The organism is Leifsonia poae (genome assembly GCF_050632195.1).
Lineage (GTDB): Bacteria > Actinomycetota > Actinomycetes > Actinomycetales > Microbacteriaceae > Leifsonia > Leifsonia poae_C.
In genome coordinates, this window is record NZ_CP192580.1 from 2,211,683 (window position 1) to 2,230,080 (window position 18,398).

Here is an 18,398-nt window from a genome sequence, read left to right on the forward strand (position 1 = left end):
TTGCGGCAAGCCTTCCTCAGCATGCTCTGCTCATATGTCAGAGGAGCGCCGGACGGTGTCAGAGAGCCGGACGGTGTCAGAAGATCAGAAGGCCGACCAGATAGCTGACTCCGAGTGTTCCGAGGCCGACCGTGAGGGCGCGCGCGATGGTGCGGGAGACCCCGGTTCGGCCGGTGCGGGCACTGACGATGGACGTCAGGACCAACGACACGGCCACCGCAACGAGGATCGCCCACGCCTCGAGTGCTCCGGGCACCAGAATCGTGATCAGCAGCGGGATGAGCGCCCCCAGAACGAAGGCGGCGCTCGCTGTGACGCCCGCCCAGATCGGTGCGCCGAAGGACATGACCTCACGGATGCCGTGCTCGGTCTCGAGTTGCGCGCCCAGCGCATCCTGAGCAGTCAATTGCTCCGCGACCTCACGCGCCAGCCCGTCGGTCAGCCCCTTTGCTTCGTAATAGCCGGCGAGCTCGGCGATCTCGTCTTCCGGGCTCGACTCCAGTTGGGCGGCCTCCTCGCGGGCCAACCTCACCTGCACCTCGCGCTCGGCGGCCTCCTCCGACCACTTGGCGCCGCCGAGGCTCAGTCCCCCGGCGACGGTCGCGACAATCGCTGCGGTGAGCAGCGTCGCATCGCTGGCGCCGGCGCCCGCGAAACCCTCCAGAACACCGGCCGTGGCGATGATGCCGTCGTTGGCGTCAACCGTCCAAGATCGCAGTGATGCTGCATCCGTCACCGCCAGGCGGAGTCGGGTGAGCATGCTGGTCATGCGTCATATTCTCAGAGGGCGAACCGCCCCGTCGACAGGAAGCGCCGATTGGCGCGGATTGCCCGTGATCCGAATGCTCAGTCGAGCGTCGGCGACTTCGTACCGCGCCGATGCTCTACCGGCACGACGACCACCGGACGGTGCACCGATCGGCTCAGGTGGGTCGCCACCGAGCCTGCGAGCCAGGACTCCAGGGCGCGACCGAATCCAGCGCCGTGTGTGCCCACCACGACGAGGCGTGCGTCGACCTCCTCGGCGAGCCTGGTCAGCGCTTGGCTCGGGTCGCCGTTCAGGATGCGCAGCGACCAGCCCTGCTCGAGCGTCGGCCGGTCCTTGAGCGCGGTGGTGATCGCGCCGGCGAGTTCGAGCGCAACCGACTCTTCCGCCCTGTCGACCTCGACGGGATGCAGGGAAGCCTGCCGGCGGTCCCCTTTCTCCCACTCCGTGAGGTAGCTGTCGAGCGTGACGTATCCACAGAGCAGCGGGCGATCGATCTCCGCCGCGAGCATGGCTGCTTCAACGACCACCGCCACGGCCTGGCCGGGATAGACGCCGACGACCACGGGTCCGGATGCTCGGATCTCCGCCATGCCCCATTGTCGACCTGTGCGCGGGATGGGTGCAATGTCGGTGCCGTCATCCATACCCAGAGCTACGGCCGGCATACAGCCGACGTACGAGAGTCGTCCAGGCTTCTTTGCAGTCAGTATTTTAGAGTCTCTCTGTCGGCCTCCGTGTTCGACCCCTCCCCTCCCCCACTCCCTGGAACACCTGTGCCTACAATCGCGTCCCTCTTCGGCCGTTCGGCCACCGCACTGATCGCCGGTGCGCTCGCTTTCAGTCTCACGGCGGCGCCCGCACAGGCCGGAATCGGCCAGGATGACCTGGTAACTCTCGGCAGTCAGCCAGCCTCCCAAGCCATCGACGTCTCCGCTCAGGTCGATCTCCCGAAAATCGCGCGCGAGAGCGTCGCCATCTCGTACCACCCGCCGGTGGTCTGGCCCGTCGGTGCGGGCGCGCCGATCTCCAGCGGCTTCGGTGCGCGTTCGGCGCCCACCGCGGGTGCATCGAGTGATCACCAGGGTGTCGACTTCGCGCCCGGCATGGGCACGACGGTGCACGCCGCTGCGGCGGGAACGGTGCGGGAGGAAGTCGGCGGCGACGACGGAGGGTGCGGAGTATCGATAACGCTCGACCACGATCTCGCCGGCGAGGTCGTCTCAACCCGCTACTGCCACCTCGCGGTGGGATCGCTCGCGGTCGCGGTCGGCCAGCCCGTCGTCGCGGGTCAGCCCATCGCATCCGTCGGGAACACCGGAGTCTCGACCGGTGCGCACCTGCATTTCGAGGTGCGCCCGGGCGGCACCACCGCTATCGACCCACTCCCCTGGCTTCGCGCGCACGTCTTCTAGACGCGTGCGTCACGCTGGAGCGGCGCCCGAGATGTTCACCAGCCAGTTGACGCCGTACTTGTCGACAGCCATGCCGAAGCTGTCGCCCCAGGGCGCCTTCGACAGCGGCTCGACCACGGTGCCGCCCTCGATGAGCTTCTCCCAGTAGCCCGTCAGTTCGGCCTCGTCCGCTCCGCTCAGCGAGATCGAGATCGACGACCCCTCTGTGAACGGCATGTGCTGGGGAACGTCGGCTGCCATCAGGACGAAACCGCCCGGCGTCGTGAGCTGTGAGTGCATCACCTTGTCCGCCTCAGCGGGATCGTCGGCCATGTTGAATTCGGCGAACGTGCTGATCGTCAGCTCGCCCCCGAAGACGCTCTGGTAGAAGGTGATCGCCTCACGGGTCTTGTCTCGGAAGTTCAGGTACGGGTTCAATGTCGAAGCCATGAAAATGCCCTCCTAGTGGCCATGTGATTTCAGCGTAGCCAGGGGTTACGACGTTGCACGAGTGCAATGTTCAGCGCCGATATGCGTCGACGATCAGGGATCCGCGCACCTCGCCGAGTCGGTCGACCAGACGCTCGATCAGTGCCGATGTCACTCCCGATGCGGTCAGATCGTACGGCCCTATCGGCTGGAGCTTTCCGCACCTCACGCGCACCACCTCCCACCCGGCCGCTCGCAGGAGTCTGTCCTTCTTTCGATCGACGTCCTCGCGCCGACCGACATGTTCCAGACCGTCCCGCCCCGTCGTGTCGTATTCGATCGCCACCCTCAGCTCCGGGATGATGATGTCCGGCCACACTTCGAGGTGGGAGAAGAACGGGCGCGCGACACGCACCGCGTTCTTCGTCAGATCGACGGCGAGGCGCTGGGCCAACCGACGGCGCAGTTCGGGCTCGGCCGCCGAGGCGGGTTTCGGAGCCCACTCGCTCAGGAACGCCTCGCCGACCGGCACAGCATCCGCCCCCGCCCGCGCATGACGACAGACCGGGCAGCGACGGCCGCTCAGGATGCGCTCGATCGTCGCTTCGTACGCCGGATGCCCGTTCTCGCACTGCCACGCGTACCGCGCACCGATGCTGTTCGCCGTCGAGACCGCGACCCGCGAACGCGGAGCCGCCATGGTCACGAGCAGTTCGCGCGTGATCTGAGTGCGGTCCAGGCGGCGACAGAGAAAGCACCGGTCATCATCGGGGTCGCTCTCGATGCGCCGAGGGTCCCGTGCATGGCCACAGCTGTGCATCCCGAGGTCGACGACAGGCAGAGCGACTCGTCTGCCGGTGGCCAACGCGGAACAATCGGGACACCACGTCGAACGTCGCCGTGAACCGGCCGGACGCGATCGCTGCTCCTCGGGCGTCGCGACGAAGCGGTGGCCGGCGTCGCACTCCCACACGAGGAAGACCTCCGCAGCCGGAGGCACCTGGCTGAGTACGATCCCGTGGTTCAGGTCGGGGTGGTATTGCCTCGCAAGCACGGGATAGCGCGCCCACTCGGTTCTATAGGTGCCGATCGGGTAAGGGACGTCGACGCCCTTGGACCATTGACGCCTCGCCCACCACAGTTCGACGCTCTCCGGCACTCCCCTACTCCTTCTCGCCACCCGGTGCGGCTGTACGCGTCAGGGCTAAACGCACCCACCGTCACGGGCTACGCGGAGCTCTACTCGTAGGCATCCTGCACTTCATTGTCGAGCTTCTCGTCATCGACCGCGATCTCTTTCCGCGTCACGCTGGAGGCCTTCGTCAGCAACTTCTCCACGTCGTCGGCGAGGCTCGAGTCGACGACGACCACGATGCCGGCGCTTCCGGCGTGGAGGGTCTCACTGATCCCTTTGAGATCTTCGGCGGACGAATTGTTGGCAATGTGCCCGGCCAGAGCTCCGATGCCTGCGCCGGTGCCCCCGGCCGCCAGCAGCGCTCCACCCAGGGCGACGGCAGGGAACAGTGCGACGACGACACCGCTGGCAAGACCGATGGCGAGGCCCTTCCGGCCGCCATGGTGCTTCGCGTGGTCATCCCGCTTGGGGATGGAGACATTTCCCTCGAGGTCGCGCACGACGACGGCAGCGTCGAAAGCCGCGTGCTTTCCCGAATCCTTGAAATGCTCGTGGAGCCGATCGAAATCGGCCACGGCCTCGTCTTCACTCGCGTACTGCGCGGCTATCGCAATATACGGATTGTCCGGCATCAGATCGCTCCCGTCCGTCACCAGCGAGCACAAAGGGTCCGCTGTGATCCACAGCCGCAGTTGGGCGGCCATAGAAAGCATCGAGCCGTCCGGCCCGCGCTGCATCACCCGCACAGGATGATCCGCGGGGCGTGACGCATAAGCGGAGGTTGTGGTGGGCCCTACCGGGATCGAACCGATGACATCCACGGTGTAAACGTGGCGCTCTACCAGCTGAGCTAAAGGCCCTTCGCCGCGCTGCGGCTTCCCTATCCTACCGGGACGCGGCGTGCACGGGCAGCGCATCCAGGGCGGCTCGGTATGCCTCGATCGAGCGTGCTTCGCCCGGTGCGGTGATGAAGGATGCGCGGATCACGCCCGACTCGTCGATCACGAAGGTCGCGCGGTTGGCGAATCCCTTCTCCGGCAGGAACACGCCGTACTCCTTGGCGATCTCGCCGTGCGGCCAGAAGTCCGCCAGCAACGCGAAGTCGTACTTCTCCTGCTCGGCCCAGGCTCGCAGCGTGTGCTTCGAGTCGACGGAGATGCCGATGAGTTCGACCGAGTGGTCCTTGAACAGCGCGAGGTTGTCGCGGAGCGCGCACAGCTCGCCGGTGCAGGTTCCGGAGAATGCCAGCGGGAAGAAGACGAGCGCAACGGCGCGCTTGCCGGCGAAGTCGCTGAGGCGCACGGTCTCGCCGTACTGGTTCAGCAATTCGAAGTCGGGTGCCTGGGTGTCGTTCTCCAGAGCCATGTTCCAGTTTCCTTTCAGCGCCCGCGCGAGGGATCCGCCCGCGACGCACGAGGACACAGCATAGACCCGCTCGCAGGGACTTCCAAGAGCGCGGTCAACGCGGGGCGCGCAGTGAGGCTAGGCTGGCAGATGGTGCCTTCCGCATGTCGTAATCCGACAGTGAAAAGCGCCTCTCACGATCTATCCCACACAAGAAAGAGGTCGAGGGTGACTGTAAACGACCAGGACCCGTACTCGATGGACAACGTCGATTCGGACCCGGAGGAGACCGCCGAATGGCAGGAATCCCTCGATGCACTGGTTGCGGCCCATGGTCACGAGCGCGCTCGTGAAATCATGCTGAGCCTGCTCAAGCGCTCCAAAGAACTGCACCTCGGTGTTCCGATGGTTCCGACCACCGACTACATCAACACCATCTCCCCCGAGAACGAGCCGGAGTTCCCCGGCGACGAGGAGATCGAGCGGCGCTACCGTGCCTGGATCCGTTGGAATGCGGCCGTCATGGTGCACCGCGCCCAGCGCCCCGGCATCGCCGTCGGCGGCCACCTCTCGAGCTACGCCTCCAGCGCGACGCTCTACGAGATCGGCTTCAACCACTTCTTCCGCGGCCAGGACCACCCGGGCGGCGGAGACCAGGTGTTCTTCCAGGGCCACGCCTCCCCCGGCCCGTACGCCCGTGCGTTCCTCGAGGGCCGGCTCAGCGCCGACCAGCTCGACGGCTTCCGCCAGGAGAAGTCGCACGCCGGCGGCGGGCTCTCCTCCTACCCGCACCCGCGCCTCATGCCCGAGTTCTGGCAGTTCCCGACCGTGTCGATGGGTCTCGGCCCGATCAACGCGATCTACCAGGCGCAGGCCAACAAGTACCTCACCAACCGCGGGATCAAGGATGCGAGCGACCAGCACGTCTGGGCATTCCTCGGCGACGGCGAGATGGACGAGGTCGAGAGCCGCGGACAGCTGCAGGTCGCGGCTAACGAGAAGCTCGACAACCTGACGTTCGTCGTCAACGCCAACCTGCAGCGCCTCGACGGCCCTGTGCGCGGCAACGGCAAGATCATCCAGGAGCTCGAGAGCTACTTCCGCGGAGCGGGCTGGAACGTCATCAAGGTCATCTGGGGCCGCGAGTGGGACGACCTTCTCGCCCGCGACAGCGACAACGCCCTGGTCAACCTGATGAACCAGACCCCCGACGGCGACTACCAGACATACAAGACCGAGAACGGCGCGTACGTGCGCGAGAACTTCTTCGGCCGCGACCCGCGCACCCTCAAGCTCGTCGAGGACTACAGCGACGACCAGGTGTGGGGCCTCAAGCGCGGCGGTCACGACTATCGCAAGGTCTACGCGGCCTTCAAGGCGGCCGTCGAGCACAAGGGTCAGCCCACCGTCATCATCGCCAAGACCATCAAGGGCTACGGCCTCGGTCCGAGCTTCGAGGGCCGCAACGCGACCCACCAGATGAAGAAGATGACGCTCGACAACCTCAAGGCGTTCCGCGACGCCATGCGCATCCCCGTCTCGGATGCTCAGCTCGAGGAGAACCCCTACCTCCCGCCGTACTACAACCCGGGACCCGAGGACGAGGCCATCCAGTACCTGCACGAGCGTCGTCGCGCGCTCGGCGGATACGTGCCGGAGCGTCGGACCAAGTACACCCAGCTGAACCTGCCCGACGACTCCGCGTACGCGATCTCGAAGAAGGGCTCCGGTACGCAGGAGATCGCCACCACCATGGCGTTCGTCCGACTGCTGAAGGACCTGCTGCGCTCGAAGGACTTCGGTCACCGCATCGTGCCGATCATCCCGGATGAGGCGCGCACGTTCGGCATGGACGCGTTCTTCCCGAACGCGAAGATCTACAACCCCAACGGCCAGCACTACACCTCGGTCGACCGCGAGCTGCTCCTCGCATACAAGGAGAGCCCGCAGGGACAGATCATCCACGTCGGTATCAACGAGGCGGGAGCTCTCGCGGCGTTCACCAACATCGGAACGTCGTACTCCACCCAGGGTGAGCCGCTCATCCCGGTCTACGTCTTCTACTCGATGTTCGGCTTCCAGCGCACGGGCGACGCGATGTGGGCCGCCGGCGACCAGATGGCACGCGGCTTCATGATCGGCGCGACCGCCGGACGCACCACCCTCACGGGTGAGGGCCTGCAGCACGCCGACGGCCACTCGCTGGTTCTCTCGTCGACCAACCCGGCCGTCGTGTCATACGACCCGGCATACGGTTACGAGATCGGTCACATCGTGCGCGCCGGACTCGAGCGGATGTACGGGGACAACCACCCTGATCCCAACGTCATGTACTACCTCACGGTGTACAACGAGCCGATCGTCCAGCCGGCAGAGCCCGAGGGTGTCGACGTCGACGGCATCGTGCGCGGCATCTACAAGCTGCGCGGGAACGACACCGCGGGCCCCAAGGCTCAGCTCCTCGCATCGGGCGTCTCGGTGCCGTGGGCGCTCGAGGCCCAGCACCTGCTCGCGCAGGACTGGGGCGTGTCGGCCGATGTCTGGAGCGTCACCTCGTGGGGCGAGCTGCGCCGCGACGGCCTGAAGGCGGAGGAGCACAACTTCCTCTACCCGCAGCAGGAGCGCCAGGTCCCGTACGTGACCCGCAAGCTGCAGGGCGCCGACGGTCCGTTCGTCGCTGTGACCGACTACATGCACGCCGTGCCCGACCAGATCCGTCAGTTCGTTCCCGGCGAGTTCGCGACGCTCGGCGCCGACGGCTTCGGCTTCTCAGACACGCGCGCAGCTGCACGCCGGTTCTTCAAGATCGACGGCCCGTCGATGGTGGTTCGCACGCTCGAACTGCTGGCGGCCCGTGGTCAGGTCGACCCGAACGCTCCGGCCTGGGCGATCGAGAAGTACCTGCTGCACGACGTGAACGCGGGCACCACCGGTAGCGCCGGCGGCGAAAGCTGACCTCGGGCCGCACTCCGGTGCCGAAGACGAAGGAAGAGACGCTCACCTGGCTTCGCAAGATCTCGGGTGAGCTGGCTACCGCTACCCTGAAGCGGCTCGAAGACACCCTGCCGTGGTACCGCGACATGCCCCTGGGCGGCGGTCCGCGGTGGGGTTGGTCGCTCAGGCCGGCATCTCGTCGTTCATCTCGTGGTTCGACGATCCCCGGTCGACGCCGTGGATCGCCGCCGACGTGTTCGGCGCGGCTCCACGCGAGCTGCTCCGCTCGGTGAGCCTGCAGCAGACACTGCAGCTCATCAAGGTGACCGTGGAGGTCGTCGAGGACCGCGTCAAGAACGGCGGCGAGCCTCTGCGAGAGGCGATCCTGCTCTACTCGCGCGAGATCGCGTTCGGAGCGGCGGATGTGTACGCGCGCGCCGCTGAGGCGCGCGGACTGTGGGACGCACGGCTCGAAGCGCTGGTCGTCGACAGCATCCTGACCGGTGAGTACGACGACGAGCTGCCGAGCCGGATCGCCGCGCTCGGGTGGCATGGACACGGCGAGGTCAGCGTTCTCGTCGGTACCGCGCCCAAGATGCTCGACGTCGACCAGCTGCGTCGGACTGCCCGGCACATGTCGGCGGACGTGCTGATCGGAGTGCAGGGCAGCCGACTCGTGCTCGTGATCGGTCGCGCCTTCCCGAGTGCCGCCACGCCGGAGGAGACCATCGGCGCCGCTCCGATGGTCAGCTTTCTGGAGATCGCCTCGCAGCTCGAACCCGGCTTCGGTCCCGGCCATCTGGTGCTCGGACACGAAGTGGCGAGCCTCGTTGACGCATCCAAGAGCGCCAAGGCGGCCCTCGCCGGATTCGCTGTCGCGAAGGCATGGCGCAACTGCCCCCGGCCCGTTCATGCCGACGATCTGCTCCCCGAGCGTGCCCTGGCCGGCGACGGCCTGGCGCGTGCGACGCTCATCAACCGCATTTACCGTCCGCTACAGGCGCACTCCACCGAACTGCTGACCACCCTGTGGTGCTATCTGGACAACGGCCGGTCGCTCGAGGCGACGGCGCGTGAACTGTTCGTGCATCCCAACACCGTGCGGTACCGCCTCAAGCGCGTGTCCGAGGTCATCGGCTGGGATGCGACAGGTGCTCGCGAGGCGCTCATCCTGCAGGCGGCGTTGATCGTCGGTTCGATCAACGAGCCGGACGCGCCCCGCCGCGCCTGACGGCACCCCTTAGTAGACATTCACAAAGGATCGCGGAATACTTCGTATCCGTTCGACACATCCGCTCGGCGGAGGATTGGCAGACTAGAACTCGTGATTGTGATCGTGTGCCCAGGACAGGGCTCCCAGACCCCCGGCTTCCTGGAACCCTGGCTCACCGAGTCCACGTTCCGCGACCAGCTGTCGGGCATCTCCGAGGCTGTCGGCATCGACCTCGTCGCGCACGGCACGGTCAGCGACGCGGACACCATCCGCGACACGGCGGTCGCCCAGCCGCTGATCGTCTCCGCGGGGCTGCTCACACTGTCGGCACTCTTCGCCGACGGCCGCCGCGACAAGGTCGGCGGGATCGCTGGGCACTCGGTCGGCGAGCTGACCGCAGCCGCCGGTGCGGGCATCCTGAGCGAGACGGATGCGGTCGCGTTCGTTCGCGAGCGTGGTGCCGCCATGGCCCGCGCCGCAGCGGAGACCCCCACAGGCATGAGCGCCGTGATCGGCGCAGACGAGGCCGAGCTCCTCGCCAAGCTCGACGAGCTGGGCCTCTCCCCCGCCAACTACAACGGCGGCGGCCAGATCGTCGTCGCCGGGGCGCTCGATGCGCTCGCCCAGCTCTCGGAGAACCCGCCAGCGCGCGCACGGGTCATCCCTTTGCAGGTCGCAGGCGCCTTCCACACCAAGTACATGCAGCCGGCCGTCGCGCACCTCGAGGCCTTCGCGGAAAGCCTCACGACGAACGACCCGACGCTGCCGATCTGGACCAACAAGGACGGCTCGCGAGTCACGTCGGGCGCCGAGTACCTGAAGCTGCTCGTCGGTCAGGTCTCGTCACCCGTGCGCTGGGACCTCACCATGGAGTCCTTTGCAGCCCCCGGAGTGACCGGCATAATCGAGGTCGCCCCCGCCGGTGCCCTCGTCGGACTGGCCAAGCGAGGCCTCAAGGGCGTCCCCGCGGTCGCCATCAAGACGCCGGACGATCTGCCCGCCGCTTTCGAGCTCATCGACCAGGCAGCCTAGGAGGACCCCGGATGACCCACCCCACACTGCAGCAGGCCCACGGCCCGCAGTACACCCGCATCCTGTCCGTCGGTGCTGCCCGCGGCGATCTGGTCGTGCCCAACGACGACCTCGTCGGTCCGATCAACTCTTCGGACGAGTGGATCCGGCAGCGCACCGGCATCATCACCCGCACCCGGGCGAGCCACGACCTGCTCGCCGTCGACATGGCCACCGAGGCCTCGCGCGAGGCGATCGCGAAGTCGGGTGTCGACCCGCAGCTCATCGACGCGGTGATCGTCGCTACGATCAGCAACTCGCAGCAGACTCCGTCGCTTGCCGCTGTGCTCGCGGACCGCGTCGGCGCGAATCCTGCCGCCGCCTACGACGTCAACGCCGCCTGCGCCGGATACACCTATGCGATCGCCCAGGCGGATGCTCTCATCCGCACCGGCGTCGCTCACTACGCCCTCGTGGTCGGTGCAGAGAAGCTCTCCGACGTCGTCGACCCGACCGACCGCTCGATCTCGTTCCTGCTGGGCGACGGAGCCGGCGCCGTCGTGATCGGCCCGAGCGAGTACCCCGGAATCGCGAAGACCATCTGGGGCTCCGACGGATCGAAGGCCGACGCCGTCGGCATGAACGGCACGCTCGTCGACTACCGCGACGGCAGTGCCGAGTGGCCGACCCTCCGGCAGGAGGGCCAGACGGTCTTCCGCTGGGCCGTCTGGGAGATGGCGAAAGTCGCCAAGCAGGCCCTGGATGCGGCCGGCGTGACGAGCGAGCAGCTCGCCGCGTTCATCCCTCATCAGGCCAACATGCGTATCGTCGACGAGTTCGCCAAGCAGCTGAAACTGCCGGACACCGTCGCGATCGCCCGAGACATCGAGACGACCGGGAACACCTCGGCTGCCTCGATCCCGCTGGCGACACACCGTCTCCTGCAGGAGAATCCAGAGCTCAGCGGCGGCCTCGCGCTCCAGATCGGCTTCGGTGCCGGACTGGTGTTCGGCGCACAGGTCGTCGTGCTGCCCTAAACTGATCAACGGTCAAACGACACCCCCCAAGGAGAAAACACATGGCATTGTCCACCGAAGAAGTTCTTGCCGGCCTGGCCGAGCTCATCAACGACGAGACCGGTATCGCGACCGACACGGTTGAGCTGGACAAGTCGTTCACCGACGACCTCGACATCGACTCCATCTCGATGATGACCATCGTTGTCAACGCCGAGGACAAGTTCGACGTCAAGATTCCGGACGAAGAGGTCAAGAACCTCAAGACCGTCGGCGACGCCGTCGAGTTCATCGTCAAGGCTCAGGCCTAAGCGCCCGCAAGAAATCTTCCTTCGCGGCGGCGGGTCTGCCTGCCCGGGCCGACCCGCCCCGCGATCGATGGCGCGCCTCAGCGCCGTCATGTTCCTCACCAACGGAGAGTTGCCGTTATGACCAAGAAAATCGTCGTCACCGGCGTGGGCGCTGCGTCGCCGCTCGGTGGCACCGCCGCAGAGAGCTGGAAGGCCCTGCTCGCCGGAGAATCCGGCGCATCGACCATCGAGAAGGAGTGGGTCTCCGAGCTCGCCCTTCCCGTCACCTTCGCCGCACAGGCGCGAGTCGAGGCCACGTCCGTGCTCGAGCGTCACGAGGTGAAACGCCTCGACCCGTCGAGCCAGTTCGCTCTCATCGCCGGCCGTGAGGCCTACGCGGACGCGGGCAGCCCCGAGGTCGAGCCCGAGCGGCTCGCCGTCGACTGGGCGACCGGTATCGGCGGCGTCTGGACACTGATCGACGCGTGGGACACCCTGCGCGAACGCGGCCCGCGTCGCGTCATGCCCATGACCGTTCCGATGCTCATGCCGAACGGCCCGGGCGCGGCGATCGGGATGGATCTGCACGCACGCGCGGGCATCCGCACTGTCGTCTCGGCCTGCGCGTCGAGCACGGAGTCGATCGCGAACGCCTACGACCACCTGCAGCAGGGGCTCGCCGACGTGGTCATCGCCGGTGGCTCGGAAGCGGCCATCCACCCGCTGCCCATCGCGTCGTTCGCCGCCATGCAGGCGCTCTCGAAGCGCAACGACGACCCGGCCACCGCATCCCGCCCATACGACATCTCGCGTGACGGATTCGTGCTCGGCGAGGGTGCCGCGGCGCTCGTCCTCGAGACCGAGGAGCACGCCAAGGCCCGCGGTGCGAAGATCTACGCCGAGCTCGTCGGCGGCTCGGTCACCAGCGACGCGTATCACATCACCGCGCCCGACCCCGAGGGCTCGGCCGCTGCTCGCGCCATGATCTCGGCGATCTCGAACACCGGAGCCTCGCTCTCCGACGTCAGCCACATCAACGCCCACGCGACGAGCACGCCGGTCGGCGACATCGCCGAGTACAACGCGCTGCGTCGCGTCTTCGGCGACCTGCTCGAGGGCATCCCCGTGTCGGCGACCAAGGCATCCACCGGCCACCTCCTGGGTGGCGCGGGTGCGATCGAGGCTCTGTTCACCGTGATGGCCCTGCACGACCGCGTCGCTCCCCCGACGATCAACCTGACCGAGAAGGACCCGGAGATCCTGCTCGACGTGGTCACCGAACCTCGCTCGCTCGGCGACGGGGACCTGCTGGCGATCAGCAACTCCTTCGGCTTCGGCGGCCACAACGCTGTCGTCGCGTTCCGTTCGGTTTAGACGCCGGCGGTCGACAGCGAGACAGGAAAGGACCCCGACCGGATAGCCGGTCGGGGTCCTTTCGTTCACCGCGGGCGGGCGGCAGCGCACAATGCCTGGTCCGGCCCGCCGCGGGAGCTGCGGAATCGCTCAGCCGACTTTGTGCAGCCAGACGACCCTCGTATCGTCGCTCGCGTGGCGGAACGGCTCGAGTTCGTCGTCCCACGCCTGGCCGAGCGCGAGGCGGAGTTCGCGGTGCAGCTCGGTCGCGTTCGCACCCGCGATCTCCATCGCGTAGCGCACACGGTCTTCAGGGATGACCGTGTTCCCAGCCGTGTCCGTCTGGGCGAAGAAGATGCCGAGATCGGGGGTGTGCATCCAGCGTCCGCCGTCGGTCCCGGGCCCGGGATCTTCGGTCACCTCGAACCGAAGGTGCTCCCAGCCGCGCAGAGCGGAGGCGATGGCCGCTCCGGTGCCCTGCGGGCCCTCCCAGTAGAACTCGGCGCGCTGGGCACCTTTCAGTACCGGTTGCGTCTCCCACGTGAAGTTGACGGCGCGACCAAGGGCACGACCCGCCGCCCACTCGATGTGGGGGCAGAGCGCGCCAGGTGAGGAGTGCACGTAGAGCACTCCCCGAGCTGCGTGTGCTGCCATGAGGTTCCTCCGTCTCGATTCGGTACGTCTTCCCCAACGACCGATCGACGCGGCAACCATGCAGCGAGCTATGAAATTTGGGCCGACCGAAGCCGACGCTTCGAATTATGCCGTACAACGCACCGAAGTTACAAGATTGTGATTCGGTGGTTCTGCACTCCGCCGGAAGGCGCGGACGGGAATACCATACTGAGTATGTCCGTTCAGAACGGTTTCCTCGCCCTCCTCACGCTCGGCCCGGCATACGGCTCGCAACTGCAGAGCGAATTCTTGGCCCGCGCCGCACACCGCAGACAGCTGAACGCCGGTCAGGTCTACTCGACGCTCGAGCGGATGACCGACCAAGGCCTCATCGCACCTGCCGGGACCACCGACGACGGCCTCCCCTCTACGAGCTGACGGATGCGGGCAGCGAGCAGGCCCAGCTCTGGCTGACCCACGGGCCCCACGACAGCCGCCCCGACTGGGACGAGATGCAGGATCAGATCCTGATCGTCGCATCCATCGCCGAGGCTGATCCCGCGCACGTGCTCGAGGACTATCGGCTGTCGTTCACGGAGAAGATCCGCGAACTGGCACACGATGCCGACTCGCGGGCGCTCCTCGCCGCGAACAGAGCCGCAGAGCTCGGGGCAAAGGCGGCCATCGAGTGGATCGACGAGGTGGCGGCTACGCTTGCTGCGCATCCTGAAGGCCTGCTCCAAGAGCGGTCACCCGAACGCCCGCGACGCGGCCGACGCCCGGCGAACTAGTGCAGCAGCTCGCCTGATTTGTTGAGCACGTTCTTCTCTCCGGCCTCGATGGCGACGGCGAAGCGGTTCTGAGCCGGCGGCAGCGGGCAGTTGAAGTTGTAACTGAAGGCGCACGGCGGGAGAACCGCCAGGTTGAAGTCGAGCGTTACCGTGCCGTCAGCGTTGGGCGCGACGAACAGGAACCGACCGACCGAATAGGTCGAGTCACCGTTGGTCGCGTCGGCGAAGACGAGCTGCAGAGCGCGACCGGCCTTGAATGCGGCCAGGTTGTAGTCGACCCCGTCTTTGCTGAACGTGATCTCGCCCGGAACGACCATGTCGCGGGTCTTGCCCTCATCTTTCAGGTGCTCGAACCCGACCGCCTTGCCACCCTCGATGGGCGTGAACTTGGCCTGGATGATCCACTCGGGATCGAAGTCGAAAGCGTCGATGGAGCCGAACTCCTGGATGGCCTCGGAGTTCGCATCCCAGACCCGCAGGGCGTACTCGCCCTCCTCGCTGGCGATGACGAATCCGGACACGGTCTCGCTGAATGTGATCTCGCTCGGGTTCGGGTCGTCTTTACCGCGCACGATCGCCTCGCCGTCGACCAACTGCCCGTCGACCACGATGTTGTCGGCCGGCGTCGCAGTGACCTTCAGACCGGACTGCCCCTTGGGCAGAGGCGACCACAGGCCGGGGACACCCCAGATCGTCTGGGCGGGCTCTTCGGGATCACCGCTCAGCCACTGCGTGTTCACCAGCGCCAGGTTGCCTTTTGGCGCGGTCACCGCCATCTCGCGGCGTTGGCGGTAGCGCGCCAGGATGTCGCGGGGTCGACGGGGGCGGTGGCGGTGTCAGTCATGGTGTCCATCCTCGATCAGGTCGAGGTCAACAACCAACTTCGACACAGCTTTATGCCGCCAGGAACTCATTTCGCCTCGGCGTAGCTGTCCACCACCGCGGCGACTACCGGGAAGTCGACGGGGAAGTCCCCGAAGAGCAGTCGTCCGGACTGTCGGGCGGCCGCGACGACGGCTTCGGCTGTCTGATCGGCGAGGGCGGCGGGAGTGTGCACGATCACTTCGTCGTGGAGGAAGTACACGAGATGGGGTGCGTCCTCGAGTCGCGCATCAGGTGCCAGAGCGTTGAGACGCTGGCGCAGGTCGGCCATCCAGCAGAGTGCCCACTCGGCGGCGCTGGCCTGCACGACGAAGTTGCGGGTGAAGCGCCCCCAGTCCCTGGCCTGACTCCGCGCGCGACGCTCATCGACAGCGGTTGATTCGGGACCGGAGGCTGCGGATTGGGTCGCAGACCAGGTCGCACCGGGTTTCGGCGAACTCCGACCGAGACGCGACGTGACGATCTCTCCCCTTCGCCTGCGCGGGCCGCGTCTTCGACAAGTTTCACCGCTCTGGGGAACGCCCGCGTGAGCCGCGGCATGAGTCGTCCGCTTTCCCCCGTCGTGGCGCCGTACATCGCGCCCAGCATGGCCACCTTGGCGTGCGCGCGTTCTTCGACCGCTCCCGAGGCGACGATCCCCTCGTACAGGTCCTTACCCCGGCCTGCCTCGGCCATCGCCGTGTCGCCGGAGAGGCCGGTCAGGATGCGCGGTTCGAGCTGAGCCGCATCCGCCACCACCAGCTTCCAGCCCTCGTCGGCGACGACGGCCCCGCGCACCTGCTTCGGAAGTTGCAGCGCCCCGCCGCCGCGCGTGGCCCACCGGCCGGTCACGACTCCTCCGGGCACGTAGTCGGGCCGGAAACGACCGTCACTGATCCAGGTGTCGAGCCAGGTCCAACCGTTGGCGGTGAGGAGCCGCGAGAGCTTTTTGTAACGCAGCAACGGCTCGACCACCGGATGCTCCAGCTTGCGGAGCTCCCACGACCGCGTCGACGTCACGATCAGTCCGGCGCGTGTGAGCGCACGGATGAGGTCGGGCGGGCTATCAGGGTTGAGACCCGGCGCCTCCAGCGACAGCCGGATCTCAGCCACGAGCGCCTCCAGAACAGGCGGCCGGCCTCCCGACCGCGGGCGCGGGCCGAGAAGTTCTGTGAGCAGCGCATCGTGGCGGTCAGCGCGGTACGGCAGGCCCGCGAAGCGCATCTCGGCGGCGATGAGCGCCCCGGCGGATTCCGCCGCCAGGAGCAGCCGGAGGCGACCGGGATTCGGACTGCCGGCGACCGCATCCTGCTGCGCGGAGAACTCGTCGAGCGGACTCCTCCTGCTGCTTCCGGATGCGCGTCCACGGCATCGAAGTCGAACAGGGTGGCCGCGCTGACCGCGGGTTCGTCGTCGAGCACTGGAGCCGCATCCCAGACACCTATCGGAGACGAGGCCAGCTTCGAACCGGCCGAGAGGGACGACATCCGCAAGATCGTGTGGCTGAGTTGCAGATCGACGCAGCGTTCGATGCGCACGCCCGCTCTCAGGAGCTGTGGGTACCAGGCGCGGGTGTCGCTCCAGACCCACCGTGGTCCGTCGCTCTCCGCCTCAGAGACGTACCGCGGAAGCTCGCTGGCCTCGATGGTGGTTTCGCTGAGAACCTCTCCCCCGTCGTCCAGTCGCACCGCGGTGAACGGGGCGCTCCCAGAGCGGTCGAGAACGATGTGCACCCTCCATTCTCGCTGGCACGGAAGACATTCTCGTGCAACCCATTGTCACCATCCGCAAAGGTGAGGATAATTCACTACAACCTCGATGGGCCGACCCGAAAGGCGATCGACGATGACCGCATTCCTGTACGACAGCCAAGGTACCTGGATCGCATTCCGCACGGATGAGAACAGCAAGTACCTGTTCAACCCCGACGGCGAATGGATCGGCTGGTTCCCCTGGGGCGACGATGATGCCTGCACCCGAGAGGGCGGATACCTCGGAACGGTCATCGGAAACAGGCTGCTCGCTCGCGAGGCCCCCGCGTTCCGCGGCACACCCGACTACCCGGGTGCACCCGCGTATCCAGGACAGCCCGCGTATCCGGGGGCCGGGTCATACCTGAGCGTGCCCAGCGGATTCGTCGACGTGCCGGGCTCGGCGCTCTGGCCGGCAACCTGGGGGCGGAGCGTAGCCTCGTAACGCGGTACGGCCGGATGCCTACTTGCTCACTCGGCCAGAGCGGACAGCCGTGCCCTCAACTCGGGCCACGAGCTGGCGAATCCCGGATGCAGGGGAAACTCGGCGACCTCGGCAATCGGCACCCACCGCAGTTCGATGCTCTCCACGTCGGCCATCCGCGCCTGGAACGGCTTGACCACCTCGGCCGCGACAGTGGTGTACGACCAGAATCCGAGGTCGAGCGTGCTGGTGAACAGGACATCGACCGCATCCGGAGGCACGGCCGCTTCTTCGTTAGCCTCGCGCAGAGCACCGTCGACCGCTGACTCGCCCTCGTGCCTGGCACCTCCCGGAAGACCCCAGGTGCCTCCGAAATGGCTCCAATCGGCACGGTGCTGTAACAGGATGCCGCGCTTGGCGTCGTGCACGAGCAGACCGGCCGCGCCGAATCGGCCCCAGAATCGTTCGCCGTTGGGGCCCTCGACCCACGCATCGCCGGAGTTCACGCTTCCACGTTAGCGGGATCGGCCGGGAGTCCCCTCTGCGAGAGCCGAATGCGGCATAGGGTTACGGCATGACGAGTCGGACGGACTGATGGCCGTACGAAGCGCGGGCATCCTGCTCTATCGGCGATCGCCCGATCTCCAGGTGTGGATCGCACACATGGGCGGGCCGTTCTGGGCGCGCAAGGACGAGGGCGCGTGGTCGATCCCGAAGGGGATCGTCGAGACCACCGATTCGGACGGGGACCTCGCCGCCGCGCTGCGCGAATTCGCCGAGGAGGTCGGCACCGCAGCCCCCGATGCGCCGTACGCGGCGCTCGGGGAGTTCAAGCAGTCCTCCGGCAAGGTGATCGTCGCGTTCGCGGCCGAAGCGGACTTCGCACCCGCGACCATCCGGAGCAACACATTCCCGCTCGAATGGCCGCCTCGCTCCGGCAAGGTGCAGGAGTATCCCGAGATCGACGATGCTCGATGGTTTCCCGTCGACGAGGCGAGGTCGAAGGTCGTGAAGGGGCAACTCGCCATCCTGGATGCGCTCGAGCGGGTCGCAAGCCCGTGACAGGCGGTC

19 protein-coding genes, 1 tRNA gene and 2 pseudogenes are annotated in these 18,398 nt (G+C 66.9%); 11 read left to right on the forward strand and 11 right to left on the reverse strand.

The window, feature by feature from the left end; all coding sequences use genetic code 11:
• Positions 1 to 76: 76 nt before the first annotated feature.
• Both ACQ86A_RS11190 and ACQ86A_RS11195 read right to left on the reverse strand, forming a co-directional pair.
• Complete coding sequence (locus tag ACQ86A_RS11190; RefSeq protein ID WP_431277140.1) at positions 77 to 769, reverse strand: VIT1/CCC1 transporter family protein; 693 nt, start codon at positions 767 to 769, stop codon at positions 77 to 79.
• A 77-nt stretch (positions 770 to 846) separates the two neighbouring features.
• Positions 847 to 1,359 carry a universal stress protein gene (locus ACQ86A_RS11195; protein WP_431277141.1) on the reverse strand — a complete coding sequence of 171 codons (513 nt, stop codon included), beginning with the start codon at positions 1,357 to 1,359 and terminating at the stop codon, positions 847 to 849.
• 183 nt (positions 1,360 to 1,542) lie between these two features.
• Here ACQ86A_RS11195 and ACQ86A_RS11200 point away from each other — a divergent pair, with 183 nt between their 5' ends.
• Positions 1,543 to 2,181 (forward strand): M23 family metallopeptidase, encoded by a 639-nt coding sequence (locus ACQ86A_RS11200; RefSeq protein WP_431277142.1) that lies wholly within the window; start codon positions 1,543 to 1,545, stop codon positions 2,179 to 2,181.
• A gap of 9 nt (positions 2,182 to 2,190) precedes the next feature.
• On the opposite strand, the gene ACQ86A_RS11205 is transcribed toward ACQ86A_RS11200, so the two are convergent.
• The 5 genes from ACQ86A_RS11205 to ACQ86A_RS11225 all read right to left on the reverse strand — a co-directional run bounded on the left by ACQ86A_RS11205 (position 2,191) and on the right by ACQ86A_RS11225 (position 5,089).
• Positions 2,191 to 2,610 carry a VOC family protein gene (locus ACQ86A_RS11205; RefSeq protein WP_431277143.1) on the reverse strand — a complete coding sequence of 140 codons (420 nt, stop codon included), beginning with the start codon at positions 2,608 to 2,610 and terminating at the stop codon, positions 2,191 to 2,193.
• 70 nt (positions 2,611 to 2,680) lie between these two features.
• On the reverse strand, positions 2,681 to 3,748 hold the full coding sequence (locus ACQ86A_RS11210) for a hypothetical protein (protein WP_431277144.1): 1,068 nt from the start codon (positions 3,746 to 3,748) through the stop codon (positions 2,681 to 2,683).
• A gap of 80 nt (positions 3,749 to 3,828) precedes the next feature.
• Complete coding sequence (locus ACQ86A_RS11215) at positions 3,829 to 4,428, reverse strand: DUF1269 domain-containing protein (RefSeq protein ID WP_431277145.1); 600 nt, start codon at positions 4,426 to 4,428, stop codon at positions 3,829 to 3,831.
• Between the two features lie 80 nt (positions 4,429 to 4,508).
• Positions 4,509 to 4,584 (reverse strand) — tRNA-Val (locus ACQ86A_RS11220).
• Between the two features lie 25 nt (positions 4,585 to 4,609).
• Positions 4,610 to 5,089, reverse strand: a complete 480-nt coding sequence (locus tag ACQ86A_RS11225; protein ID WP_431277146.1) for a peroxiredoxin — start codon at positions 5,087 to 5,089, stop codon at positions 4,610 to 4,612.
• A gap of 207 nt (positions 5,090 to 5,296) precedes the next feature.
• Between ACQ86A_RS11225 and aceE the strand changes: the two genes are divergently transcribed.
• The 6 genes and pseudogenes from aceE (at position 5,297) to ACQ86A_RS11255 (ending at position 12,906) form a co-directional block, all read left to right on the forward strand.
• Complete coding sequence (gene aceE, locus ACQ86A_RS11230; protein WP_431277147.1) at positions 5,297 to 8,023, forward strand: pyruvate dehydrogenase (acetyl-transferring), homodimeric type; 2,727 nt, start codon at positions 5,297 to 5,299, stop codon at positions 8,021 to 8,023.
• Between the two features lie 17 nt (positions 8,024 to 8,040).
• Positions 8,041 to 9,233: pseudogene (locus ACQ86A_RS11235) on the forward strand (PucR family transcriptional regulator).
• Positions 9,234 to 9,326: 93 nt separating this feature from the next.
• Positions 9,327 to 10,247: an ACP S-malonyltransferase gene (locus tag ACQ86A_RS11240; RefSeq protein WP_431277148.1), complete on the forward strand. Its 921-nt coding sequence runs from the start codon at positions 9,327 to 9,329 to the stop codon at positions 10,245 to 10,247.
• 11 nt (positions 10,248 to 10,258) lie between these two features.
• The gene (locus ACQ86A_RS11245; protein ID WP_431277149.1) at positions 10,259 to 11,263 is read left to right on the forward strand and encodes a beta-ketoacyl-ACP synthase III; all 1,005 of its coding nucleotides are present in this window, start codon (positions 10,259 to 10,261) and stop codon (positions 11,261 to 11,263) included.
• A gap of 41 nt (positions 11,264 to 11,304) precedes the next feature.
• A complete protein-coding gene (locus ACQ86A_RS11250) occupies positions 11,305 to 11,553 on the forward strand; it encodes an acyl carrier protein (protein ID WP_271178624.1) in 249 nt (82 codons plus the stop codon).
• Positions 11,554 to 11,670: 117 nt separating this feature from the next.
• A complete protein-coding gene (locus ACQ86A_RS11255) occupies positions 11,671 to 12,906 on the forward strand; it encodes a beta-ketoacyl-[acyl-carrier-protein] synthase family protein (protein WP_431277150.1) in 1,236 nt (411 codons plus the stop codon).
• 129 nt (positions 12,907 to 13,035) lie between these two features.
• On the opposite strand, the gene ACQ86A_RS11260 is transcribed toward ACQ86A_RS11255, so the two are convergent.
• A complete protein-coding gene (locus tag ACQ86A_RS11260) occupies positions 13,036 to 13,539 on the reverse strand; it encodes a DUF3145 domain-containing protein (protein ID WP_431277151.1) in 504 nt (167 codons plus the stop codon).
• Between the two features lie 195 nt (positions 13,540 to 13,734).
• Here ACQ86A_RS11260 and ACQ86A_RS11265 point away from each other — a divergent pair, with 195 nt between their 5' ends.
• Together ACQ86A_RS11265 and ACQ86A_RS11270 are read left to right on the forward strand one after the other, a co-directional pair.
• Positions 13,735 to 13,938: a PadR family transcriptional regulator gene (locus ACQ86A_RS11265; RefSeq protein WP_431277152.1), complete on the forward strand. Its 204-nt coding sequence runs from the start codon at positions 13,735 to 13,737 to the stop codon at positions 13,936 to 13,938.
• Between the two features lie 74 nt (positions 13,939 to 14,012).
• Positions 14,013 to 14,291: a hypothetical protein gene (locus tag ACQ86A_RS11270; RefSeq protein WP_431277153.1), complete on the forward strand. Its 279-nt coding sequence runs from the start codon at positions 14,013 to 14,015 to the stop codon at positions 14,289 to 14,291.
• Here ACQ86A_RS11270 and ACQ86A_RS11275 read toward each other — a convergent pair.
• Together ACQ86A_RS11275 and ACQ86A_RS11280 are read right to left on the reverse strand one after the other, a co-directional pair.
• Positions 14,288 to 15,061 (reverse strand): DUF1684 domain-containing protein, encoded by a 774-nt coding sequence (locus ACQ86A_RS11275; protein WP_431277154.1) that lies wholly within the window; start codon positions 15,059 to 15,061, stop codon positions 14,288 to 14,290. The two genes, ACQ86A_RS11270 and ACQ86A_RS11275, sit on opposite strands and share 4 nt — an antisense overlap.
• A gap of 140 nt (positions 15,062 to 15,201) precedes the next feature.
• Positions 15,202 to 16,885: pseudogene (locus tag ACQ86A_RS11280) on the reverse strand (bifunctional 3'-5' exonuclease/DNA polymerase).
• A 112-nt stretch (positions 16,886 to 16,997) separates the two neighbouring features.
• Here ACQ86A_RS11280 and ACQ86A_RS11285 point away from each other — a divergent pair.
• Entirely contained in the window at positions 16,998 to 17,348 is a 351-nt protein-coding gene (locus ACQ86A_RS11285; protein WP_431277155.1) for a hypothetical protein, read from the forward strand.
• Between the two features lie 26 nt (positions 17,349 to 17,374).
• Here the strand turns inward: ACQ86A_RS11285 and ACQ86A_RS11290 are convergent, their stop codons facing one another.
• Positions 17,375 to 17,833 (reverse strand): NUDIX hydrolase, encoded by a 459-nt coding sequence (locus ACQ86A_RS11290; RefSeq protein WP_431277156.1) that lies wholly within the window; start codon positions 17,831 to 17,833, stop codon positions 17,375 to 17,377.
• 88 nt (positions 17,834 to 17,921) lie between these two features.
• Here ACQ86A_RS11290 and ACQ86A_RS11295 point away from each other — a divergent pair, with 88 nt between their 5' ends.
• On the forward strand, positions 17,922 to 18,389 hold the full coding sequence (locus tag ACQ86A_RS11295) for an NUDIX domain-containing protein (protein ID WP_431277157.1): 468 nt from the start codon (positions 17,922 to 17,924) through the stop codon (positions 18,387 to 18,389).
• Positions 18,390 to 18,398: the final 9 nt, after the last annotated feature.